The following is a 19,438-nucleotide window of genomic DNA, read 5'->3' on the forward strand; positions in this document are numbered from 1 at the left end:
TGTAACGCTAGCGCCATTCATGTCAGGCAGGATTTTATGGAAACGTTGATGCTTCCCCTCTCGCCGCGCTTCATCGTTTTGACGATCTGCGGCGTCGCCACCTTGCTGCTGGTCGGCATTGGCATTCACGACCCCAAGGTCATCCCTCTCGTTGTCATTCCGGTCATCGTCTTCGGCGGCCTGACCATGCTCGGCATTCACGACGTGCTGCAGAAGGACCATGCGGTTCTGCGCAACTATCCGATCTCGGCGCATATCCGCTTCCTGCTCGAAGAAATCCGTCCGGAGATGCGGCAGTATTTCTTCGAGAGCGAAAAGGATGGCATGCCGTTCAGCCGCGACACGCGCGCGGTGGTCTATCAGCGCGCCAAGATGGTGCTCGACAAGCGTCCCTTCGGCACCCAGAAGAACGTCTACGAAGAGGGCTATGAGTGGATGCACCATTCGGTCGCGCCGCGGCCGCATGCGACTGAGCAATTTCGCATCACCATCGGCGGTCCGGATTGCCTCAAGCCCTATTCGGCCTCGGTACTGAACGTCTCGGCTATGAGCTTTGGTGCACTCAGCCCAAATGCGATCCGGGCGCTGAATGCCGGCGCCAAGCGTGGCAACTTCGCCCATGACACAGGCGAAGGTGGCGTCAGCCCGTATCACCAGGAAATGGGCGGTGACCTGATCTGGGAGATCGGCTCCGGCTATTTTGGTTGCCGCACGCGTGATGGCAACTTCGACCCCGACGCCTTCGCGAAGCTTGCCGTCAACGAGCAGATCAAGATGGTCGAGCTCAAGATCAGCCAGGGCGCAAAGCCCGGCCATGGCGGCGTATTGCCGGCGGCGAAGGTATCGGAAGAGATATCGCGCATCCGCGGCGTCGCCATGGGCGAGGATTGTATCTCGCCAGCCTATCACAAGGCGTTTTCAACGCCGATCGAGATGATGGAGTTCATCGACAAGATGCGCCGGCTGTCCGGCGGCAAGCCGGCCGGCTTCAAGCTGTGCATCGGCCATCCCTGGGAGTTCCTCGCGATCTGCAAGGCGATGCTGCAGACCGGCATCTATCCGGATTTCATTGTGGTTGATGGCAATGAAGGCGGCACGGGCGCGGCGCCGCTGGAATTTATGGACCATCTGGGCATGCCGATGCGCGAGGGCGTCAACTTCGTGCACAATGCGCTGATCGGCATCGGCGCGCGTGACCGCATCAAGATCGGCGCCTCCGGCAAGATCGCGACGGCTTTCGATATCGCCCGCGCGATGGCGCTTGGCGCCGACTGGTGCAATTCGGCGCGCGGCTTCATGTTCGCACTGGGCTGCATCCAGTCACTGAGCTGCCACACCGATCGTTGCCCGACCGGCGTCACGACGCAGGACCCGACGCGCAATCGCGCCCTGGCCGTGCCGCAGAAGACCGATCGCGTTTACAACTATCACGAGGCGACGTTGCATGCGCTGGCCGAGCTGATTGCGGCAGCCGGGCTCGATCATCCGCAGGATATTCGCCCGATCCATTTCTCGCACCGCGCCTCCGGCACCGACGTCCTGTCCTTCACGCGGATGTATCCGGCATTGCGCCACAACGAACTGGTCGATGGCACCGGTGATAAGCGCTTTCGCGATGCATGGGAGATGGCGCAAGCGGGCTCGTTCCTGCCAGCAGCTCTGGAACGTTCGGCCTAGATTATTGTAGCCCGGATATCGCTGCGCTCATCCGGGCTACAAACGGCGCAGGATGTTGTCAGAACTCGCCGTGCAATCGGCCCGAGAAGATCGAGACCGGCCCGCGATCCTTATTGTAGGCAGGGTTCGCAATCAGCTGGTAGTCGGCCGTGAGGGTGAAGTTCTTGTCGATGGCATAGGCATAATAGGTTTCGAGAATGCGCTCGGTGCCGTAATTCAGCCGTCCGTCGCCGATCAGCAGTCCGTTGCCGCCGGCGGCGAGGAAGTCGCGATGCGCAGCGGACAGGCCGTTGATCGCGCCGCCAAGGCCGATCGTGTCATTGGTGCGGCCCCAATGGCTACCCTTGATCGAGACGCCGGCAGAGACGCTGCGGTCGATATCGGTGAAGGACAGAATCTCGTTCTGGCCATCGTTCCAGCTGACGCGCCCGAAGATGCCGACGTCAGTGGCAACCTGCTGCTCGCCATTCACGTAGAAACCGTATTTGTCGCTGGCGCGGCGGATCGAGGACATCACGTCGTTGATATCCAGCGTGGGATCATTGGCCTCGATCGCCAGTGCGCCGCGATAGCTGCCGGTATTGCCGCGATTGATGAAGGCACCGACGCGCAGCTTGCCGGGCTGGTCGAATATCTGATGACGCTCCTCGAATTCGACGACCGCGCCGCCGGTCTTGAACGTCAGGACGTCATTGTTAGGCTGCGCCGGCACCTGAAACAGGCCGGCTCGGATCGCCCAGTCCTTGCGATTCAGTTCAACGATGGCGCCGCGGGTGAAGCCCGGCAGGTCGGCTGGAAAGTCGTAAGCGGCCGATGACCACATCGCCCAGTTCATGAAGTCGGCGCGCGGATCCTTGGCGTAGGAATTGCCATCGAAGAAATCACCCACGGCGAACCGCCCGACCGTGAGCGTGATGCGGTCGATGTCGCGCTTGCCTGCCAATTGATTGGCGGCGTCGGGGACGTCTTCCTGTTCGCCGCCGAGGCCAAGCGTCTGGCGGAAGTAATAGCGCTGCATGCGAAAGCGCGGAAACGGCGCGCCGCCCTTTTGTGCCTCGCCATTGGGGAAGCCGGCGAGGCCGAGCGTGGAGTTGAGGCCGAAGCCCTGCGCCAGCTCGGGATTGAGATAGAGCTCACCGCCCTGCCACAGTCGCCAGCCGAGGAACGCCGTCGTCGTAAAGGTCTCGCGCCCCTGGCCGCCGCCGGGAAGGCTGTTGGTGCCTTCATAGGGCGAGCGAATTCGCGGATAGGCGGACGCGATGAAGGTGGTCTGGGCGTGAATGTTCCAGTCTGTCGATTCCGGCAGCACAGTCTTGCCGGCGATGGGGGCCGACGGCAACCATGGCGGCGTGTCCCACAGCCGATAGTTCAAGCCGACTTTGACGGTGTGAATATTCGGATCAACGCTCACATTCGGCAGCCCGGCATTGCCGAGGTCATAGGTCTGCCGCATCAAATCGAGATAGGCGTATTCGGCCTTCGCAGTCCAGTTGCCGCCAACGGCAAATTCGACGCCCGCGCCTGCGGTCCAGCCGAAATGGGTGCGGGTCGCCGATGATATGAGGTCGCCGTCGGCATCATTGAGATTGAGCTTGGTACGCCCCCACGCCGCGCCACCGGTGACATAAGGCATCAACGCGCCGAAGGCGTAGCCGATGCGGCCACGTGCGGTCGCAAAATAGTCGAAGGTCGTATGGAAAGGCGCTGGCATCAACCGCGCTGCGTCCTGCGGACTGCTGAACGTGGCGTCGGCCTCGAAGCCCAGCACGACGTTGTTGCTGAGCTGCCTGTTGTAGCCGATCTGGTAGCCGCCGATCAGGCCGGTCGGCGAAGGCGGCAGGAGAACGCCCTGCGCGGGCAGCGCATTGCTGCCGGGACCAAAGCTGCCGCCGCCATAGCCGATGTGACCGCCGAGATAAAACCCGGTCCAGTCGTAAACCAGGCGGGGCGCTTTCAGCGCCATGTCGGGCGAAATATCGGCCGCGATCGCAGAGCCATCGAATGCCAGTGCACCCAGCGCAAAACCGGCCAGAACGCGCTTCACGACAATGCTCGTGATCGATCGGGGTACTTCATGCGGCCGTTGTTTCTCGCTTTAGGTCGCCACCGATCATGCGACGAACCGTTTGATATTCCACAAAAATAGTCGATTCGCCCATAACCTTGGGGGTATCGAAGGTCGTCATGAGACAAAACGAAACAAAATGAGCAACCCGTCGATTCCCTCACTATAATTGCAACTAATTCGCAATAGCAAGAAGCAACTGGAGAAGCATGTTTCAGTGGCAGCGGATCATGACGGTTGGATAACGGTAGCCGTCCGGCAGGCCTCGAAAGGCATTCGACGAGCGCAAAAAAATGACCCGCTCGGGGGGACAACCGAGCGGGTCTGGTGCGACACGGGGTGGATGAGGCGCCCGTGTCGGACGCAAATCCACGTCAGTCGATCAAGAGATTAGTAGTTGCAGGTCCGGACGCGGCCGACATAGTTGCCGTAGCCGTCATACTGGCGGACCCAGCCGCAGCGATATCCGTAACCGTAGTAGCCGTTGTTGGCGGCGATGGCGCTGCCGACGACTGCGGCGCCGACTACACCGGCAGCGATGCCGAAGCCGATGCCCGGGCCCTTGGCCTGAGCCTGCTGGGACGATGCCATGGTGCCGGCAGCGGTGAGAGCAACGAGAGCGAAAGCAGCAATCTTGGACTTGATCGACATGGGATAACTCCATCCTGTTGAAGTGCAGCCATCGTGGCCTGCATGCCAATCAGTCGGAGCCCAAACGGATCGGGTTCGAGGCCCGGTCGAACTATTTGGTTTCAGGATTGTGTCGTCATCCGCGCAGAATATGTCGTCGCGTGAATCGCGCAATCCGCGGTTAACCACATCTCACACGCCGGCATCCGGTTCGCGATCAAACGCTGTCACGTCGAAGCGATGCATGTCCGCGAGCAATTCGCAGAACGCGTTTGCGCCGTGTGCCAGCAGTTTCTCGCCCTTGTCGGCTGATGCCTGCGTGGCGTCGCCAATCGCGCCGCTGGGATTGAGGTCTTCGGCCTGCCACGCGAATGGCGCGGGCCGGCTTGCGGAGAGCCAGCGATAGTTTTTCTCCATCGTAATCGCTGACGATGCGAAATTTGCGATCTTGTCGTTGCGCACGTGACGCGGATAGCGCGCCAGCATGATCGATGTTTCCACGGCGCCGCCATGAATCCCGTGACGCAATTCTTCGTCGGTGAACAGGCCATCCGGCGCGCCAAACCGATTCCATCCGGTGGTGGCGACCAGCATGCCGTATTCGGCGCGCAGGTCCTGCGCCGCGAGCGTCATTGCTGCACTGTTGCCGCCGTGGCTAGTGACGATCACGAGTTTCTGAACGCCGGCGCGCGCGACGCTTTCGCCGATCGCGGTCCAGGTCTGCAATGCGATCTCGGTCGGCAGGGTCAGCGTACCGGGAAAGGCGAGGTGCTCGGTTGAAATGCCCACAGGTTGAAGCGGCAGAAACGTCGCCGGAATATCGGCAGGCAGCAGGTGCTGGACCTCTGCAAGATAGGCCTCCGCGATCATGACGTCAGTGCCGAGAGGCAGGTGCGGCCCGTGCTGCTCGGTCGCGGCGAGCGGCAGCACTGCAATCCAGGAGGCCGGATCGCTCTGGGCGATGTCGGGCCAGTGAATGTCAGTCCAGTCGCGGGGCGGCATGTTGGCAGTCATCGCGGATGCGTTTCTTTGGTCAATTTTGCAGGGTAGTCTGGCAGCAGATTGCTTCCTATCATGGGCCATAACGGTCGACGGAGTCCAATATGAGCCCGATATCCCTGCTGCGCGCGTTAACCATTGGCGCACTGGCCGTGATGGCTGCGTGGTCGCCCGCTACAGCGGAAACCAGGCTCGACAAGGTCAGTTTCGGAACCAATTGGGTGGCCGAGGCTGAACATGGCGGCTTCTTCCAGGCGGTCGCGGACGGCACCTACAAGAATTACGGGCTCGACGTCACCATCGTGCCGGGTGGGCCGAACGTGAACAATCGCATCCTGTTGATCTCGGGCAAGCTCGACTTCTTCATGAGCGCAAACACGCTGCAATCCTTCGATGCCGTCGCCAATAATGTGCCGGTGGTCGCTGTCGCCGCGATCTTCCAGAAGGACCCGCAGGTCTTTCTGGCGCATCCCAATCCCAAGGTGACCAAGCTCGAAGACCTCAAGCCGATGACGCTGCTGATCTCGAAGGAGGGCGTCGCCGGCTATTTCCAATGGATGCGATCCGAGCTTGGCTTCAGCGCGTCCAAGGTCAAGCCTTACACCTATAATGCTCAGCCTTTCATCGTCGACAAGAACAGCGCGATGCAGGGCTATGTCACGTCCGAGCCGTTCGTGGTCGAGAAGCAGGCCAATTTCAAGCCAACCGTGATGCTGCTCGCGGATTACGGTTTCGATGGCTATTCGACCTTGATCGAAACGCGCCGCGAATGGGTCGACAAGAAGCCGGACCTTGTCCAGCGTTTCGTCGATGCCTCGATGATTGGCTGGTACAACTATCTCTATGGCGACAACAAAGCCGCCAATGAGGTTATCAAGAAGCTCAACCCCGAAATGACCGATGACCTGCTGGCCTATTCCATCGCCAAGATGAAGGAATACGGCATCGTCGACTCAGGTGACACGCTGAAAGACGGTATCGGCGCCATGAGTGAGGCGCGTGTCGCCAGCTTCTTCGACAAGATGTCACGCGCAGGTGTGGTCAAGCGCGACATCGACTATCGCAAGGCCTATACGCTGCAGTTCATCAACAAGGGTGTCGGTCTCGATCTCCGGCCGAAGAAGTAGCCCGGCAGATGGTCGAACCTGCGTTGTCGTCGAGCGATCCCCCCACCGCCGTGCGTCTGCGCGGTGTCACGAAGGTCTATGACAACGGCACCGTGGCGCTAGGGCCGCTTGATCTCGATATCCGCAAGGGCGAGTTCGTCTCGCTGTTGGGCTCGTCCGGCTGCGGCAAATCTACTGCATTACGTCTGATCGCCGGCCTGATCGCGCCGTCAGCGGGCACTTTAGATGTCGCTGCGCAGAGCCGCGGTCACGCCATCGGTTTCGTGTTCCAGGAGCCGACGCTGATGCCGTGGAGCACAATCCGGGAGAATGTACGGCTGCCCTTGAAGCTGGCGCATATGCCGGATGCTCAATCGAGTGTGCGCGTGAACGAGGTGCTCGCACAGGTCGGTCTCGCGGACTTCGCCGGAGCCTATCCACGCGAATTGTCGGGCGGCATGAAGATGCGCGCGTCGCTGGCCCGCGCGCTGGTGACTGAGCCGGATATCCTGCTGATGGACGAGCCCTTTGCAGCGCTCGACGAGATCACGCGCTTCCGGCTCAACAACGACTTGCTGATGTTGTGGCGCGAACTCGGCAAGACGGTCATCTTCGTCACCCATTCGGTGTTCGAGTCGGTTTATCTGTCGCAGCGCGTTGTGGTGATGACCTCACGGCCTGGTCGTGTCAGCGCCGAATGCCGTATCGAATCCGCCGAACCGCGCGACGACGCGTTTCGCACCTCGATGGCCTATGCCGGCTATTGCCGCGATGTTTCGCAAGCACTGATGGCGGCCAGTGACCCGGCATTCAATGAGACAAAGGCGCGGGCATGAAAGGACTGGAGCCATTGCCCGCAGTCGATCGCGGTTCGGTCGCGCCGGGCAGCGATATGCAATGGCAGCGCATCGTCTGGCCGGTGGTCGTGTTCGTCGCCGGAATCGTGTTGTGGGATCTCGTCGTCCGGATCGGCGACATCCCGCCCTATCTGCTGCCCGGCCCCTTGCTTGTCTTTCAGACACTGATCGCCGACTGGTCGATCCTGTCTGAATCGCTCGGCGTGACATTGCTGACAGCGCTGGAGGGCTTCATCGCCGCGGCCGTCGGCGGTATCGCGCTGGCGCTAATGTTCAACCAGTCCAAATGGCTGGAATATTCCCTGCTGCCTTATGCCATCGTGCTGCAGGTGACACCCGTCATCGCCATCGCGCCGTTGATGCTGATCTATCTGCCGCAGCAGACGGCCGTCGTTGTCTGCGCCTGGATCGTGGCGTTCTTCCCGGTGCTGGCCAATACGACGCTGGGCCTCAATTCGGTGGATCGCAATCTGGCGGGGCTGTTTCAGCTCTATCGCGCATCACGTTGGCAGGTGCTGTGCTATCTGAAGCTTCCGGCGGCGCTGCCATTCATACTTGGCGGATTGCGCATTGCCGGCGGATTGTCGCTGATCGGCGCGGTGGCGGCGGAAATCGCGGCGGGGGCGGCCGGCGCGGGTTCGGGCCTCGCCTATCGCATTTCGGAATCCAGCTATCGCCTCAATATTCCCCGAATGTTCGCCGCGTTATTGTTGCTGTCCGTTGCGGGGATTGTGATTTATATGCTGCTCGCGCTGGTATCCCACGTTGTGTTGAGGCGCTGGCATGAGAGTGCACTGCGAAAGGAAAAATAATGGGGACGGGAATCTCTTCGGACAAAATCGACCTGCTGATCTACGGGCCAACGAAGCCGCTGATCAATAACGGTTTCTCGGATCAGTTCGTATTGCATAAATATGAAACCCAGCACGATCTCGAACGGCTGCCGGCGGGCGTTGCCGAGAAAATCCGCGGTATCGCCGTGACTGGCCTGGTGCCGACCAACAGCGCCGTGCTGGCGAAATATCCCAAGGTCGAGATCATCTCCTCGTTCGGCGTCGGCTATGATCACATCGACGCCAAATATGCCGCCGAGAACAATATCCTCGTCACCAACACGCCGGATGTGCTGACCGAGGAAGTCGCCGATACGGCGCTCGGCCTGTTCATCGCCACTGCCCGCGAATTCATCAAGGCGGATAAATATGTCCGTTCGGGCCTGTGGCTGACACAGCCTTATCCGCTCACGGTCGGCTCGCTGCGCGACCGCAAGGTCGGCATGGTGGGCATGGGCCGCATCGGTCAGGCCATCGCGCGCCGTCTCGACGCCTCGCTGGTGCCGGTGGTCTATCACTCGCGGAACCCCGCGGCTGGCGTCTCGCACAAGCACTATCCGAACCTGATCGAGATGGCGAAGGCGGTGGATACACTGATCGTCATTACGCCGGGCGGGCCGTCGACGGCTAATCTCGTCAATGCGGAAGTCATGCAGGCGCTCGGTCCGCGCGGCATCATCATCAATATCGCGCGCGGTTCGGTGATCGATGAACCTGCACTGATTGCGGCGCTCAAATCGGGCACCATTCTGGCTGCTGGCCTCGACGTGTTCGCGCAGGAACCGAAAGTGCCGGACGAGCTGAAGTCGATGCAGAACGTCGTGCTGCTGCCGCATGTCGGCTCGGCGTCGGTGGTGACGCGCAACGCGATGGATCAGCTGGTGGTCGACAACCTCAAGCTCTGGTTTGCCGGCAAGGCGCCGACGACGCCGATTGCGGAAACACCGATAAAGGGACGCTGATCGTGGGACACGCGTCGGTGCTCTGTCGATATTTTGCGCTGGCAGTTGCCGGCGTGATGCTCGTCGGCGCACCGGCACGAGCTCAGGATGCTGCCACCCTTCGAAAAAACATGATCGGGCAGTGGGAGCTCTCCACCACCGAACGCAGCAAGACCTGCGTGGTGACGCTGAAGAACGACACGTCGCCGCAGGGGCTGAAGCTCGAACTCGAACCGGATTGCGCGAAGGCGCTGCCTTTCACCAAGGATATCGCGGCCTGGAACATCAAGGGGCTCGATATCGTCCGGCTGCAGAATCCGACGGGCGAAGCGGTGATCGATTTCACCGAGGTGGAGAGCGGCATCTTCGAGGGCATTCGCACTGGCGAGGGCGTCTATATCCTGCAGAACTTGGCGGCCGCCCGCTCGCTGACCAAGTCGATGGACCAGATGATTGGCGACTGGTCGATGGTGCGCGGCAGCGGCCGCGTGGTCTGCGGTCTGACGCTGACCAATACCGAGACGACCCAGGATAATTTCGCCGTGTTCCTGAAGCCGCGCTGCGACCCCTTGGTGGCGAATTTCAATCCCAAGCAGTGGCGTCTCGAACGCGGCGAATTGCTGATGATGTCGGCATCAGGCGAGACTTGGCATTTCGAGGCCGATGATAATGCGCAGTGGCGCCGTGTGCCCGATAGTGCCGATCCGCTGATCCTGCTGCGGCAGTAGGAGCTGGCTCGCACTCGCTTTGGTCGCCCCTGCGAAGACGGGGTGCCCGGATTGCGCCCTACGCATCAATCCGTCCGGTTCAAACCAGCTTCTTCGAACCTATTTCCGCTGCACGTGACCAAGATGAAATGGTTCAAACCCGATTGGAGGGTGAGATGAAATTTTTCGCCTTGGCTTTTTCGTGCCTTTTATTTTTCTCAATGCCTGCCAACGCAAACGACGCAGACACCTTTAGTGCAATGGTCGCATTGGCGAACAAGGGAGATGCAGAGGCGCAATATCATGTGGGCATGATGTACAATAATGGCATCGGCACACAACAGGATCGTAGGCAGGCCTTTGAGTGGTTTCAAAAATCAGCCGCGTCCAACGACCCGCTGGGCGCCTATAAGCTTGGGTGTTATTATGACGGGCAAGGCGCGGGCGTCGTAGAATCCAACGCCGATCAAGCTTTGAAGTACAAACTTGTTGCGGCCGAAGCCGGCTATTCGCTTGCCCAGCACGATGTCGGCAATCTGTATGACAAGCGAGGAAATTCGGAAGAAGCGCTAAAGTGGTGGAAGAGGGCGGGCGATCAAGGATATCCCGGTGCCCTCTTTGGTTTATCCCGTTTGTATTCTGCCGGAAAAGGAACGCCAAAGGATCTGTCTTTGTCGTATGCGTATTTCAAACTCTCGAAGCTGGCGCCCGCGAAAAATGTGAATGAGATGGCTGCCTTGTTGTCCGAACAAGAACTCAAGAACGCAGAAAAACTGGTGTCCGAATGGAAGCCGCGGACAACTGCTTTAACACTCAAGGCAAAGAGCGGTATTCGAGCTGCAGAAGAATACGTCAAAACCATCAGGAACTGAGTGTTCTGATTGACCTTAGATCAGCTTCAGCCCCTTAAGGCTGGCATGGCCGTGTTTGCCGACGATGATGTGATCATGTACCGCGATGCCGAGCGGCGCGGCGATATCGATCACCGCCTTGGTCATCTGCACATCGGCCTGCGAGGGTGTGGGATCTCCGGATGGATGGTTGTGGACCATGATGATGGCCGTCGCGGACAGTTCGAGGGCACGCTTCACCACCTCGCGCGGATAGACCGGTGTGTGGTCGACGGTGCCGACCTGCTGCACCTCGTCCGAGATCAATTGGTTGCGTTTGTCGAGGAACAGGATGCGGAACTGCTCCTTGTCGGCGAAGGCCATGGCCGTGCGGCAATAGTCGATCACCGTGGCCCATGACGACAATGCGGTGCGCTGTTTCAATTGCCCCTTGGCGACGCGGCTGGTGGCAGCGGCGATCAGTTTGATCTCGGTGATGGCGGCTTCACCGAGCCCGCCGATTTCGCGGAGCCGCGTGTCCGGGGCATGCACCGTCTCAGCGAAGGAGCCGAATTTCGTGATCAGCGATTTCGCCAGCGGCTTCACGTCACGGCGCGGCAGCGCGCGAAACAGCACCATTTCCAGCAGTTCGTAGTCGCTCAGCGCATCGGCGCCGACACTGCGAAAGCGCTCCCGCAGTCGCTCCCGATGGCCATGATAATGCGGCGCTTCGGCAAGACCCGGCGCAGTCGGATCGATGGGGCTGACGGGCATGTGGCGCCAACGCTCGCATGGACATTATCCGCGAGCATGCCGTGCCCGGCTACATTTGCAACCAGAAAGTGTCTGTAACGCTGCGGCGATTTGAAGTTTAGGGGACGGGCGTCGGCGGCTGTTCGTTATGCCGCTTGGACAGCGTGAAAATCTCGACGCCGGTCGCCGTCACGCCGACGGTGTGCTCGAATTGCGCCGACAGCGACCGGTCGCGGGTCACGGCGGTCCAGCCGTCGGACAGAACCTTCACATGCGGCTTGCCGAGATTGATCATCGGCTCGATCGTGAAGAACATGCCCGGGCGCAAAGTCACGCCCTCGCCGGGGCGGCCGACATGGATGATATTCGGTTCGTCATGGAACATGCGGCCGAGGCCATGGCCGCAGAAGTCGCGCACCACGCTCATCTGCTGCGGTTCGACGAAGCTCTGGATCGCATGGCCGATGTCGCCGGTGGTATTGCCGGGCTTGACCACTGCGATGCCACGCATCAGCGATTCATAGGTGACCTCGACCAGACGCTCCGCCTTACGGGCGAGTTCGCCGACGCCATACATGCGGCTGGAATCGCCATACCAGCCCTCGACGATGAAGGTGACGTCGACATTGACGATGTCGCCTTCCTTCAGCGCGCGGTCGCCGGGCATGCCGTGGCAGACCACGTGATTGATCGACGTGCAGGTCGAATAGCGATAGCCGCGATACATTAGCGTGGCCGGAAAGGCGCCATGGCTGAAGGCGAATTCGCGGACGAAGTCGTCGATCGCCGAGGTCAGCACGCCCGGCTTCACCAGATCGGTCAGCTCGTCGAGACACTGCGACACCAGCGCGCCGGCCTTGCGCATGCCAGCAAAAGCGGCGGGACCATGCAGCTTGATCTGACCGGTTTTGCGCTGGGAGGTTTCGGAGGCTTCGACGTAGCTCATCAGGTGATCTTGCCAGGCAGGATGCGACGGGAATGCGTGATTTGAGGGCCCAATTTAATGGCTGGGGCGGTCAGCGCAAGCCAAAGCAGCCCCTCCAGGACCTCATTGCTCGGTCCCCACGCCAACCATATTCATGGCTGAATCGGCACTCGGCCGGCCAGAACGATGCTGCCGTGGTCGATCCGGCAGGTATAGGCGATGGCTTCGACGCCTGCGGCGCGGGCCTTGTCGAAGGCGCGGCCATAGGCCGGGTCGATATCGCGCGCCAGTGCAAGAGCCGTGGACGAGCCGATCTGGACCACGAACAGCATTACGGCCCGGGCGCCTGTGGCGACCATGGCAGCCAATTCGTCGAGATGGCGGGCGCCGCGTGCGGTGACGGAATCCGGGAATTCGGCCAAACTTGGCTGGCGCATCATGTGGACGTTCTTGACCTCGACATAGCAGGGCGGCCGTGACGGGTGTTCCAGCAGGAAATCCACCCGCGATGCCGCGCCATATTTCACCTCACGGCGGATGATGTCGTAGCCGGTAAGTTCGGGGATCGCATTGGCGGCCAGCGCCTCGGCGACAATGGCATTGGGGTGCATCGTATTGACGCCGACCAGCTCGGGCCCGTTGCCGAAATCGGCTTCGATCAGCTCCCACGAAAAGGGCAACTTGCGGGTCTTGCTCGGCGACTTCGACAGCCAGACCAGCGCGCCCGGCGCCTGCAGGCCGAGCATCGCGCCGGGATTGGCGACATGGGCGGTGATCACGCTGCCATCGGCGAGCTCGACATCGGCAAGGAAGCGCTTGTAGCGCCGCAGCAGCGTCGCCGGAACCAGATCGGCCTGTAGCTTCATCGGAACTATTCCGGACCGGATGCGACTTCGACAATGGTTTCGACCGGCAGTGCACCGCCACGGATCTTCAGCTCGCGGACCGGATAGGGCACGCGGATGCCCTCACGCTTGAAGGCATCCCACAGTCCCAGCATCACCTCGCTCTTCACGGCATCCATGCCGTCGGGCGAATCGATCCAGAAGGTCAGCGAGAATTTCATACCGGCTTCGGCGAATTCGGTGAGGATGCAGTTTGGCGTCTTGGCCGTATTGGCCCGTGGCGATGCCGTTGCGACGTCGATAGCCAGCTTGCAGACGACGCGCGGATCCGCATCGTAATTGGCGCTGAAATTGACCTTCACCAGCGTGTCCTTGTCCGTATAGGTCCAGTTCACCACCTTCTGGGTGATGAGGTCCTCGTTGGGGATCAGGAACTCGCGGCCGTCGCCCGCGGCGACCGAGATGTAGCGCGTATTCATCGCACTGATACGGCCGGAACTGTCGCCAATGGTGACGAGGTCGCCGGGCTTCACCGATTTGTCCGCGAGCAGGATCACGCCGCTGATGAAATTGGCGACGATCTTCTGCAGGCCGAAACCGATACCGACACCGACCGCGCCGGAGAATACGGCGAGGGCCGAGAGGTTGATGCCGACCGCACCCATGACGAGAGCGACGGCGAACACCATCAAGAGCAGGCGCACCAGCTTGATCAGCAGGACCTGGATCGAGGGCGTGAGGTCATGGGACTGCCTGATCCGGCCTTCCAGAAAATTGCTGGCAATGTTCGAGAGCCACAGCGCCACTGCGAGCAAGACGCCGAGCTTGATCAAGAGTAGCGGGGTCAGCCGGAGGCCGCCGAGATCGATCCCGTTCGCGTCCAGCATGGTGATGGTCGGCTGCAACTGGCCGACAATGCTAAGGGCCGCCACGAACCAGGCCGAGATCGACACCAGCCGAACCAGGAATTCGTTACGGATCACGCTGGTGACAAGCCGGATCACGAGCCACGCGAGTGCAAGCTTTGCGGCCACCGACAGCAAATAGCTGCGGCTCGGCCATGTCACGCTCAGCATGATCACGCGGTCAAGGGTCATCAGGATCGCAAAGGCCGCGGTGGCCGCGCTGCCGACGAGAATACGCATGAACATGCGTAGCGGCGCCGGCCAGCCCATCGCCAGCGAGGTCATATCGACCCGCGAGCGGATTGCGGCCCCGATGGCGAAGGCAATGCCACCGCCGGCCATCATCAGTCCGAGCTGCAGGTAGAACCACGGCGAGGTCACCTCGGCGCCGAACGATCGTGCGGTTGCCAGCACGAATTCGTGGGTGTCGGTCAGGTCAAGCATCGCGCAGCTCTCGTTGTCGTGAACGTATCGTGTGGTGTGGAATCATTGCTGGACGGCGTATTTGATTCGGACGGGCAGAGATTCACACAAGCACCACGTCGGCGCCATCGAGCGGAGCTTCTGCTTTGAGCAATTCCCGAGAAATATACCTGTAAATAGGTATCACGCAGAAAACGTTTGGCGTCTCGGGATGACGACGATAAGCATGGATTTACAAGTATTTCCGGCCTCGGAGCCTCATGGCGTCACTTGATTCCGTCAGCATTGCCATCCTTCTCGGCGCAGTTCTGGTCATGGCCGGGATCCTGTCCAGCTTGCTTGCGCTTCGCTTCGGCGCGCCCTTGCTGCTGTTCTTCCTGTTTATCGGCATGGTGGCCGGCGAAGCGGGCCCCGGTGGACTGCGGTTTGACGACGTCCATACGACCTATGTGGTCGGCTCGGTTGCACTCGCGCTGATCCTCTTCGACGGTGGGTTGAAGACACGATTTCAGGCCATTCGTGCGGTGCTGGCCCCGTCGATGGTGCTGGCCACGACTGGCGTGTTGTTGACGGCGTTGATCACTGCGCCGGTCGCCAAATATGCCCTCGACCTGAATTGGACCCAGGCGCTGCTGACCGGCGCAGTGGTGGCTTCCACCGACGCGGCGGCTGTCTTTCTGCTGGTCCACGCGCAAGGCCTGCGCCTTAGGCCAAGGGTTGGCGCGACGCTCGAAGTTGAGTCCGGAACGAACGATCCGTTCGCCGTCTTTTTGACCCTGACACTGGTCAAGCTTCTGTCGGTGGGGGACGCCTCTGCCGGTCATGTGGCAATGGAGTTTGTTCAGGAAGCCGTGCTGGGCACCCTGATCGGCGTCGTCGGCGGGCGGCTGGTCGTCCTGGCGATGAATCGCGTGGCGCTGCCCCAAGGGTTGCATGCGCCTTTCGTTTGCACAGCGGCTTTGGTGATCTTCGGGCTGGCCCAGATCGCTCACGCCTCGGGCTTTCTGGCGGTCTATCTTGCCGGCATTATCATCGGCAACCGTCCGACACGGGCGCACAATTCGGTGGTGACGTTCCTCGACGCAGCAACGTGGCTGGCGCAGATCGTGATGTTTGTCATGCTCGGTCTTCTGGTGTCGCCGGAGCGGCTGGTGGGGAGCATCATTCCGGCGGTTGGCGTTGCATTGGCTCTGATGTTTGTGGCGCGTCCGGTTGCCGTATTCCTGTGTTTGCAGCCCTTCCGCTTTAACTGGCGCGAAAAGGTATTCGTGTCATGGGTCGGCCTGCGCGGTGCCGTCGCAATCTTCCTCGCCTCGATCCCGATGCTGGTTGGTCTGCCCAAGGCGTCGCTGTATTTCGACGTCGCTTTCGTGGTCGTGATCATCTCGCTGCTGTTCCAGGGATGGACGCTGGCTTTTGCCGCCCGGAAGCTGCATGTCGCTCTGCCGCGCACCGACAGGGGGCCGCGCCGTATCGAACTCGATTTGCCAGGTCAGCTCGAACAGCAACTGGTCGGCTATGCCGTGCGCCCGAAGAGCCTTTACCTGAAGCGCAACCTCATTCCGTCGTGGTCGAAGCCAACGCTGGTCATTCGCGATGAGCGCATCCTGACTCCGGCGGAGGCTGAGCCTGTTACGGCCGGCGATTACATCTATCTGCTGGCGCCGCCGGAAAAGGCCGAGGCGCTGGATCGCTTCTTTGTCGACATGCCGCCGAGTACAGCGCCGGACCCGCATCTGCTTGGTGATTTCATGGTGTCTGGCGAAATCACTCTTGGCGATCTTGCGGCGATCTATGGCATCGCCGTCGATCCAGCCCAGGCATCGCTGACGCTGGCCGATTATTTCGATATCCATCTCGATCATGCGCCGACCGTTGGCGCCGCCTTGCCGATCGACAGTATTGATCTTGTAGCGCGCAGTCTTGGTGGCGGACGCGTCAATGTGGTTGGCCTGCGTCTGCCCGAAGATGAAGATCCCGCGCCGCCCAAGCTGACACGCAGGCAAGCCCTCAAGGCGAAACTGAAGCGAGGCTGGACCACGCTGTCCGGCGCCTGATTGGCTCAGGCTGCCGGGATGATACGCGGCAGGATCTCGGTGCCACCGAAGGCCGCGACACGGCCACGCTTCAGCATCACTACCTGCGTCGCCAGTTGCCGCATCTCGTCGGCATCGTGACTGACGAAGATCATCGGCACATCGCCTGCATCGCGCAGCCGCTTGAGATAGGGCAGGATCTCCGCCTTCCGCTCATCGTCGAGCGCACCCATCGGTTCGTCGAGCAGTAGCAGCCGCGGTTGCGATAGCAGCGCACGTCCCAGTGCCACGCGCTGGCGTTCACCGCCCGAGAGGCCGCCAGGACGACGATCGAGCAGATGTCCGATATCAAGCATCTCCGTAATGCGTGTTTCCTCAGCGGGATCGCGTGTCAGACGGTTCATCCGGCGACCGTAATCGAGATTCTGCGCGACGCTCAGATGCGGAAACAGTCGCGCATCCTGAAACACATAGCCGATGCGGCGCCGATGCGGCGGGACGTGGACGCGCGCGCTGCTGTCATAGAGCACGTCGCTATCCACGGCGATGATGCCGCGATCCGGCTGCACGAGGCCGGCAATCATGCTGACCAGCGAGGTCTTGCCCGCACCCGAGGAGCCGAACAGGCCCGTCACACGGCCTTCGCTGGTGAAGGCGACGTCGACTGAAAATTCGCCGAGTTGTTTGAACACATCAACGCGCAGCACGATCAGTTTCCGTGCAGTCGTTGCGTCGCGCGGCGCGCGAACCATTCCGAAGCGATAAGCGCCAGTACGGCGATGCCGATGGAGATCATCACCAGACGTGAGGCTGCCGCGTCACCGTCGGGCGTCTGGATCAACGAGTAGATCGCGGAGGAAATCGTCTGGGTCTCGCCGGGAATGTTTGAGACGAAAGTAATGGTGGCGCCGAATTCGCCGATGGCCTTGGCGAAGCCGAGCACCATGCCGGCCAGGACGCCGGGCAGCGCCAGCGGCAAGGTCACCGTTGCAAATACTTTCCACGGCGATGCGCCAAGCGTGCTCGACGCCTGCTCGAGCCGCCGGTCAACCGCTTCTATCGAGAGCCGGATCGGCCGCACAAGCAGAGGAAATGACATCACGCCGCATGCGAGCGCGGCACCCGTCCAGCGAAAGGCGAAGACGATGCCGAGATGTTCGGCGAGCCACGCGCCGAGAATGCCGCGTTTACCGAGCAGCAACAGCAGCAGATAGCCGGTGACGACGGGCGGCAGCACCAGCGGCAGATAGATTATGGCGTCGATGATCTGCTTGCCCCAGAAGTCACGCCGCGCGAGTAGCCAGGCGACGCCGATTCCAATCGGCGTCGAGATCAATGTCGCGATCACGGCGACCCTGACTGAAAGCAGGATCGCCGTCCATTCTTCAGGGGAGATGTCGGACACGTGTCAGGACGTCGGCTTGACCAGGAACGTGAAGCCGTACTTCTCAAGAACCGTCTTTGCGGCCGATGACCTCAGGAAGGCCAGATAGTTGGCAGCTTCGGTCTTCGCGGTGGTGGTCGCCGCGACCGGATAAATGATCGCCGGATGCGAGTCCGACGGGAAGGTGCCGATGATCTTCACACCCGGATCGATCTTGGCATCTGTCGCATAGACGATGCCGAGCGGGGCTTCGCCGCGTGAGACCAGCGTCAGCGCAGCGCGTACGCTCTCGGCCATGGCGAATTTGGACTCGGCCGCGCTCCAGCTGCCAAGCTTCTCCAGCGCCGCCTTGGCATATTTGCCGACGGGCACGGACTTCACATCGCCGGTAGCGATCTTACCGTCGCCGGCGAGCTTGGCGAGATCGAAGCCTTGACCGATGGTCACGTTGTCGAGCTTGGCGTCCTTTGCGGCGATCAGCACGATGCTGTTGCCGAGCAGGTCGGTGCGCGTGGCGACGTTGATGTTCTTCTTGCCGATGGCGTAGTCCATCCAGTCGGTGTCGGCGGACACGAAGACATCGGCCGGTGCGCCCTGTTCGATCTGCTTAGCGAGCGCCGAGCTAGCCGCATAGCTGGCGGTGATCTTCACGCCGGTCTTGGCGGTGTAGGCGGCATCGAGCTCGTCGAGGGCGTTCTTCATCGACGCTGCGGCGAACACGGTCAGGGCTTTGTCCTGCGCATGGGCAGGCGTGAAGGTCGATCCGAGCAGGATCGAGAACGCAGCGAAAAGTCCGGTAAAATGGTTCATGTGGCGCTCCATGCGTGAGCGCATCGCAAAGTGCGCGCAACTCAGGCGTTGGTTGGGTGGGACATGCGACAGGCGGAAGCGCCGTTCCGGCAATCCCGCGGACTTACGGTCCGCAGGGATATCGCTGGGGAATAATATCAGGCTGGCCAAGAGGGTAAAGGCCCCTCGACACGAAGACCTCCAAGGGCTCAGGTCGCGAAAAGCAGAACCATCGTCACTCGGACGGCAGCACGGCCAGACTGATGCTGTTCTCGGTCACGCCGCTGACCTGGATCACGAACGAACCTGCCGCGAGATCGTACTTGATGGTCTTCCGGATGCCGGCGCAGTCGGTTGCGCCGCTGAATTCCATCGGCTTCAGGATCTCGCCATCCTGGACCACGTCGACCCACGCCGCCGACGACAGGCTGACGGTGTATGTGCCGGCCTTCGGCGCCTTCTGAAAGCGCGCAAAGCCTGCAAATGTGCCGTCTTTCGGCTTTCGCTCCGGTGACGACGGCAGCTTCGCCTCGGCGGGTGTCTTCAGATCGAGTGTCGCTGCAGCGGGAATTGCGAGTTCGGCACCTGAGACAATCTTGGGGCGATCCTGTGCCGTCAGTGCAGCGCGCTCCTTGTCGATCGGCCACTTGAATTTGTCACAGCCGCTTGGCTCGGCAGCCCATGCGGGCGCCGAACCCAGCAGGGTGAGCGCGACAATCAGACGCGCACGCAT

19 protein-coding genes are annotated in these 19,438 nt (G+C 61.1%); 8 read left to right on the top strand and 11 right to left on the bottom strand.

Features of this window, described 5'->3' with window-relative positions; translation table 11 throughout:
• Window positions 1–36: 36 nt before the first annotated feature.
• The gene (locus RSO67_RS20690; RefSeq protein WP_315840380.1) at window positions 37–1,677 is read left to right on the top strand and encodes an FMN-binding glutamate synthase family protein; all 1,641 of its coding nucleotides are present in this window, start codon (window positions 37–39) and stop codon (window positions 1,675–1,677) included.
• 58 nt (window positions 1,678–1,735) lie between these two features.
• Here the strand turns inward: RSO67_RS20690 and RSO67_RS20695 are convergent, their stop codons facing one another.
• The 3 genes from RSO67_RS20695 to RSO67_RS20705 all read right to left on the bottom strand — a co-directional run bounded on the left by RSO67_RS20695 (window position 1,736) and on the right by RSO67_RS20705 (window position 5,386).
• The gene (locus RSO67_RS20695) at window positions 1,736–3,721 is read right to left on the bottom strand and encodes a carbohydrate porin (protein WP_315840381.1); all 1,986 of its coding nucleotides are present in this window, start codon (window positions 3,719–3,721) and stop codon (window positions 1,736–1,738) included.
• Between the two features lie 411 nt (window positions 3,722–4,132).
• Window positions 4,133–4,393 (bottom strand): hypothetical protein, encoded by a 261-nt coding sequence (locus RSO67_RS20700; RefSeq protein ID WP_068733822.1) that lies wholly within the window; start codon window positions 4,391–4,393, stop codon window positions 4,133–4,135.
• 171 nt (window positions 4,394–4,564) lie between these two features.
• Entirely contained in the window at window positions 4,565–5,386 is an 822-nt protein-coding gene (locus RSO67_RS20705) for a creatininase family protein (protein WP_315840382.1), read from the bottom strand.
• An 89-nt stretch (window positions 5,387–5,475) separates the two neighbouring features.
• Here RSO67_RS20705 and RSO67_RS20710 point away from each other — a divergent pair, with 89 nt between their 5' ends.
• From RSO67_RS20710 to RSO67_RS20735, 6 genes are all read left to right on the top strand, one after another.
• A complete protein-coding gene (locus RSO67_RS20710) occupies window positions 5,476–6,498 on the top strand; it encodes an ABC transporter substrate-binding protein (protein ID WP_315840383.1) in 1,023 nt (340 codons plus the stop codon).
• Window positions 6,499–6,506: 8 nt separating this feature from the next.
• A complete protein-coding gene (locus RSO67_RS20715; protein WP_315840384.1) occupies window positions 6,507–7,313 on the top strand; it encodes an ABC transporter ATP-binding protein in 807 nt (268 codons plus the stop codon).
• Window positions 7,310–8,146 (top strand): ABC transporter permease, encoded by an 837-nt coding sequence (locus tag RSO67_RS20720; RefSeq protein ID WP_410001763.1) that lies wholly within the window; start codon window positions 7,310–7,312, stop codon window positions 8,144–8,146. Before RSO67_RS20715 ends, RSO67_RS20720 begins: the two co-directional genes overlap by 4 nt.
• On the top strand, window positions 8,146–9,129 hold the full coding sequence (locus tag RSO67_RS20725) for a 2-hydroxyacid dehydrogenase (RefSeq protein ID WP_089266316.1): 984 nt from the start codon (window positions 8,146–8,148) through the stop codon (window positions 9,127–9,129). The genes RSO67_RS20720 and RSO67_RS20725 overlap by 1 nt, the downstream gene beginning before the upstream one ends.
• Window positions 9,130–9,185: 56 nt before the next feature.
• Entirely contained in the window at window positions 9,186–9,836 is a 651-nt protein-coding gene (locus RSO67_RS20730; protein ID WP_231081229.1) for an AprI/Inh family metalloprotease inhibitor, read from the top strand.
• Window positions 9,837–9,991: 155 nt separating this feature from the next.
• Window positions 9,992–10,687, top strand: coding sequence for a tetratricopeptide repeat protein (locus RSO67_RS20735; RefSeq protein WP_315840385.1), 696 nt, complete (start codon window positions 9,992–9,994; stop codon window positions 10,685–10,687).
• A gap of 15 nt (window positions 10,688–10,702) precedes the next feature.
• Here RSO67_RS20735 and radC read toward each other — a convergent pair whose 3' ends face one another.
• From radC to RSO67_RS20755, 4 genes are all read right to left on the bottom strand, one after another.
• Window positions 10,703–11,419, bottom strand: a complete 717-nt coding sequence (gene radC, locus RSO67_RS20740) for a RadC family protein (RefSeq protein ID WP_315840386.1) — start codon at window positions 11,417–11,419, stop codon at window positions 10,703–10,705.
• A 97-nt stretch (window positions 11,420–11,516) separates the two neighbouring features.
• On the bottom strand, window positions 11,517–12,344 hold the full coding sequence (gene map, locus RSO67_RS20745; RefSeq protein WP_315840387.1) for a type I methionyl aminopeptidase: 828 nt from the start codon (window positions 12,342–12,344) through the stop codon (window positions 11,517–11,519).
• A 131-nt stretch (window positions 12,345–12,475) separates the two neighbouring features.
• Window positions 12,476–13,189 (bottom strand): DNA/RNA nuclease SfsA, encoded by a 714-nt coding sequence (gene sfsA / locus RSO67_RS20750; RefSeq protein WP_315840388.1) that lies wholly within the window; start codon window positions 13,187–13,189, stop codon window positions 12,476–12,478.
• A 5-nt stretch (window positions 13,190–13,194) separates the two neighbouring features.
• Window positions 13,195–14,517, bottom strand: coding sequence for a mechanosensitive ion channel family protein (locus RSO67_RS20755; RefSeq protein ID WP_175368541.1), 1,323 nt, complete (start codon window positions 14,515–14,517; stop codon window positions 13,195–13,197).
• A gap of 239 nt (window positions 14,518–14,756) precedes the next feature.
• On the opposite strand from RSO67_RS20755, the gene RSO67_RS20760 reads away from it, so the two are divergent.
• Window positions 14,757–16,553, top strand: coding sequence for a potassium/proton antiporter (locus tag RSO67_RS20760; RefSeq protein WP_315840389.1), 1,797 nt, complete (start codon window positions 14,757–14,759; stop codon window positions 16,551–16,553).
• A gap of 5 nt (window positions 16,554–16,558) precedes the next feature.
• On the opposite strand, the gene modC is transcribed toward RSO67_RS20760, so the two are convergent.
• From modC to RSO67_RS20780, 4 genes are all read right to left on the bottom strand, one after another.
• A complete protein-coding gene (modC, locus tag RSO67_RS20765) occupies window positions 16,559–17,239 on the bottom strand; it encodes a molybdenum ABC transporter ATP-binding protein (protein WP_315840390.1) in 681 nt (226 codons plus the stop codon).
• Window positions 17,240–17,241: 2 nt separating this feature from the next.
• Entirely contained in the window at window positions 17,242–17,937 is a 696-nt protein-coding gene (gene modB / locus RSO67_RS20770) for a molybdate ABC transporter permease subunit (RefSeq protein ID WP_315840391.1), read from the bottom strand.
• Between the two features lie 3 nt (window positions 17,938–17,940).
• Window positions 17,941–18,726, bottom strand: coding sequence for a molybdate ABC transporter substrate-binding protein (gene modA, locus RSO67_RS20775; protein ID WP_315840392.1), 786 nt, complete (start codon window positions 18,724–18,726; stop codon window positions 17,941–17,943).
• Window positions 18,727–18,940: 214 nt separating this feature from the next.
• Window positions 18,941–19,438, bottom strand: a complete 498-nt coding sequence (locus RSO67_RS20780) for a hypothetical protein (protein WP_315840393.1) — start codon at window positions 19,436–19,438, stop codon at window positions 18,941–18,943.

The sequence above is a fragment of the Tardiphaga sp. 709 genome (assembly GCF_032401055.1).
Taxonomy (GTDB): domain Bacteria; phylum Pseudomonadota; class Alphaproteobacteria; order Rhizobiales; family Xanthobacteraceae; genus Tardiphaga.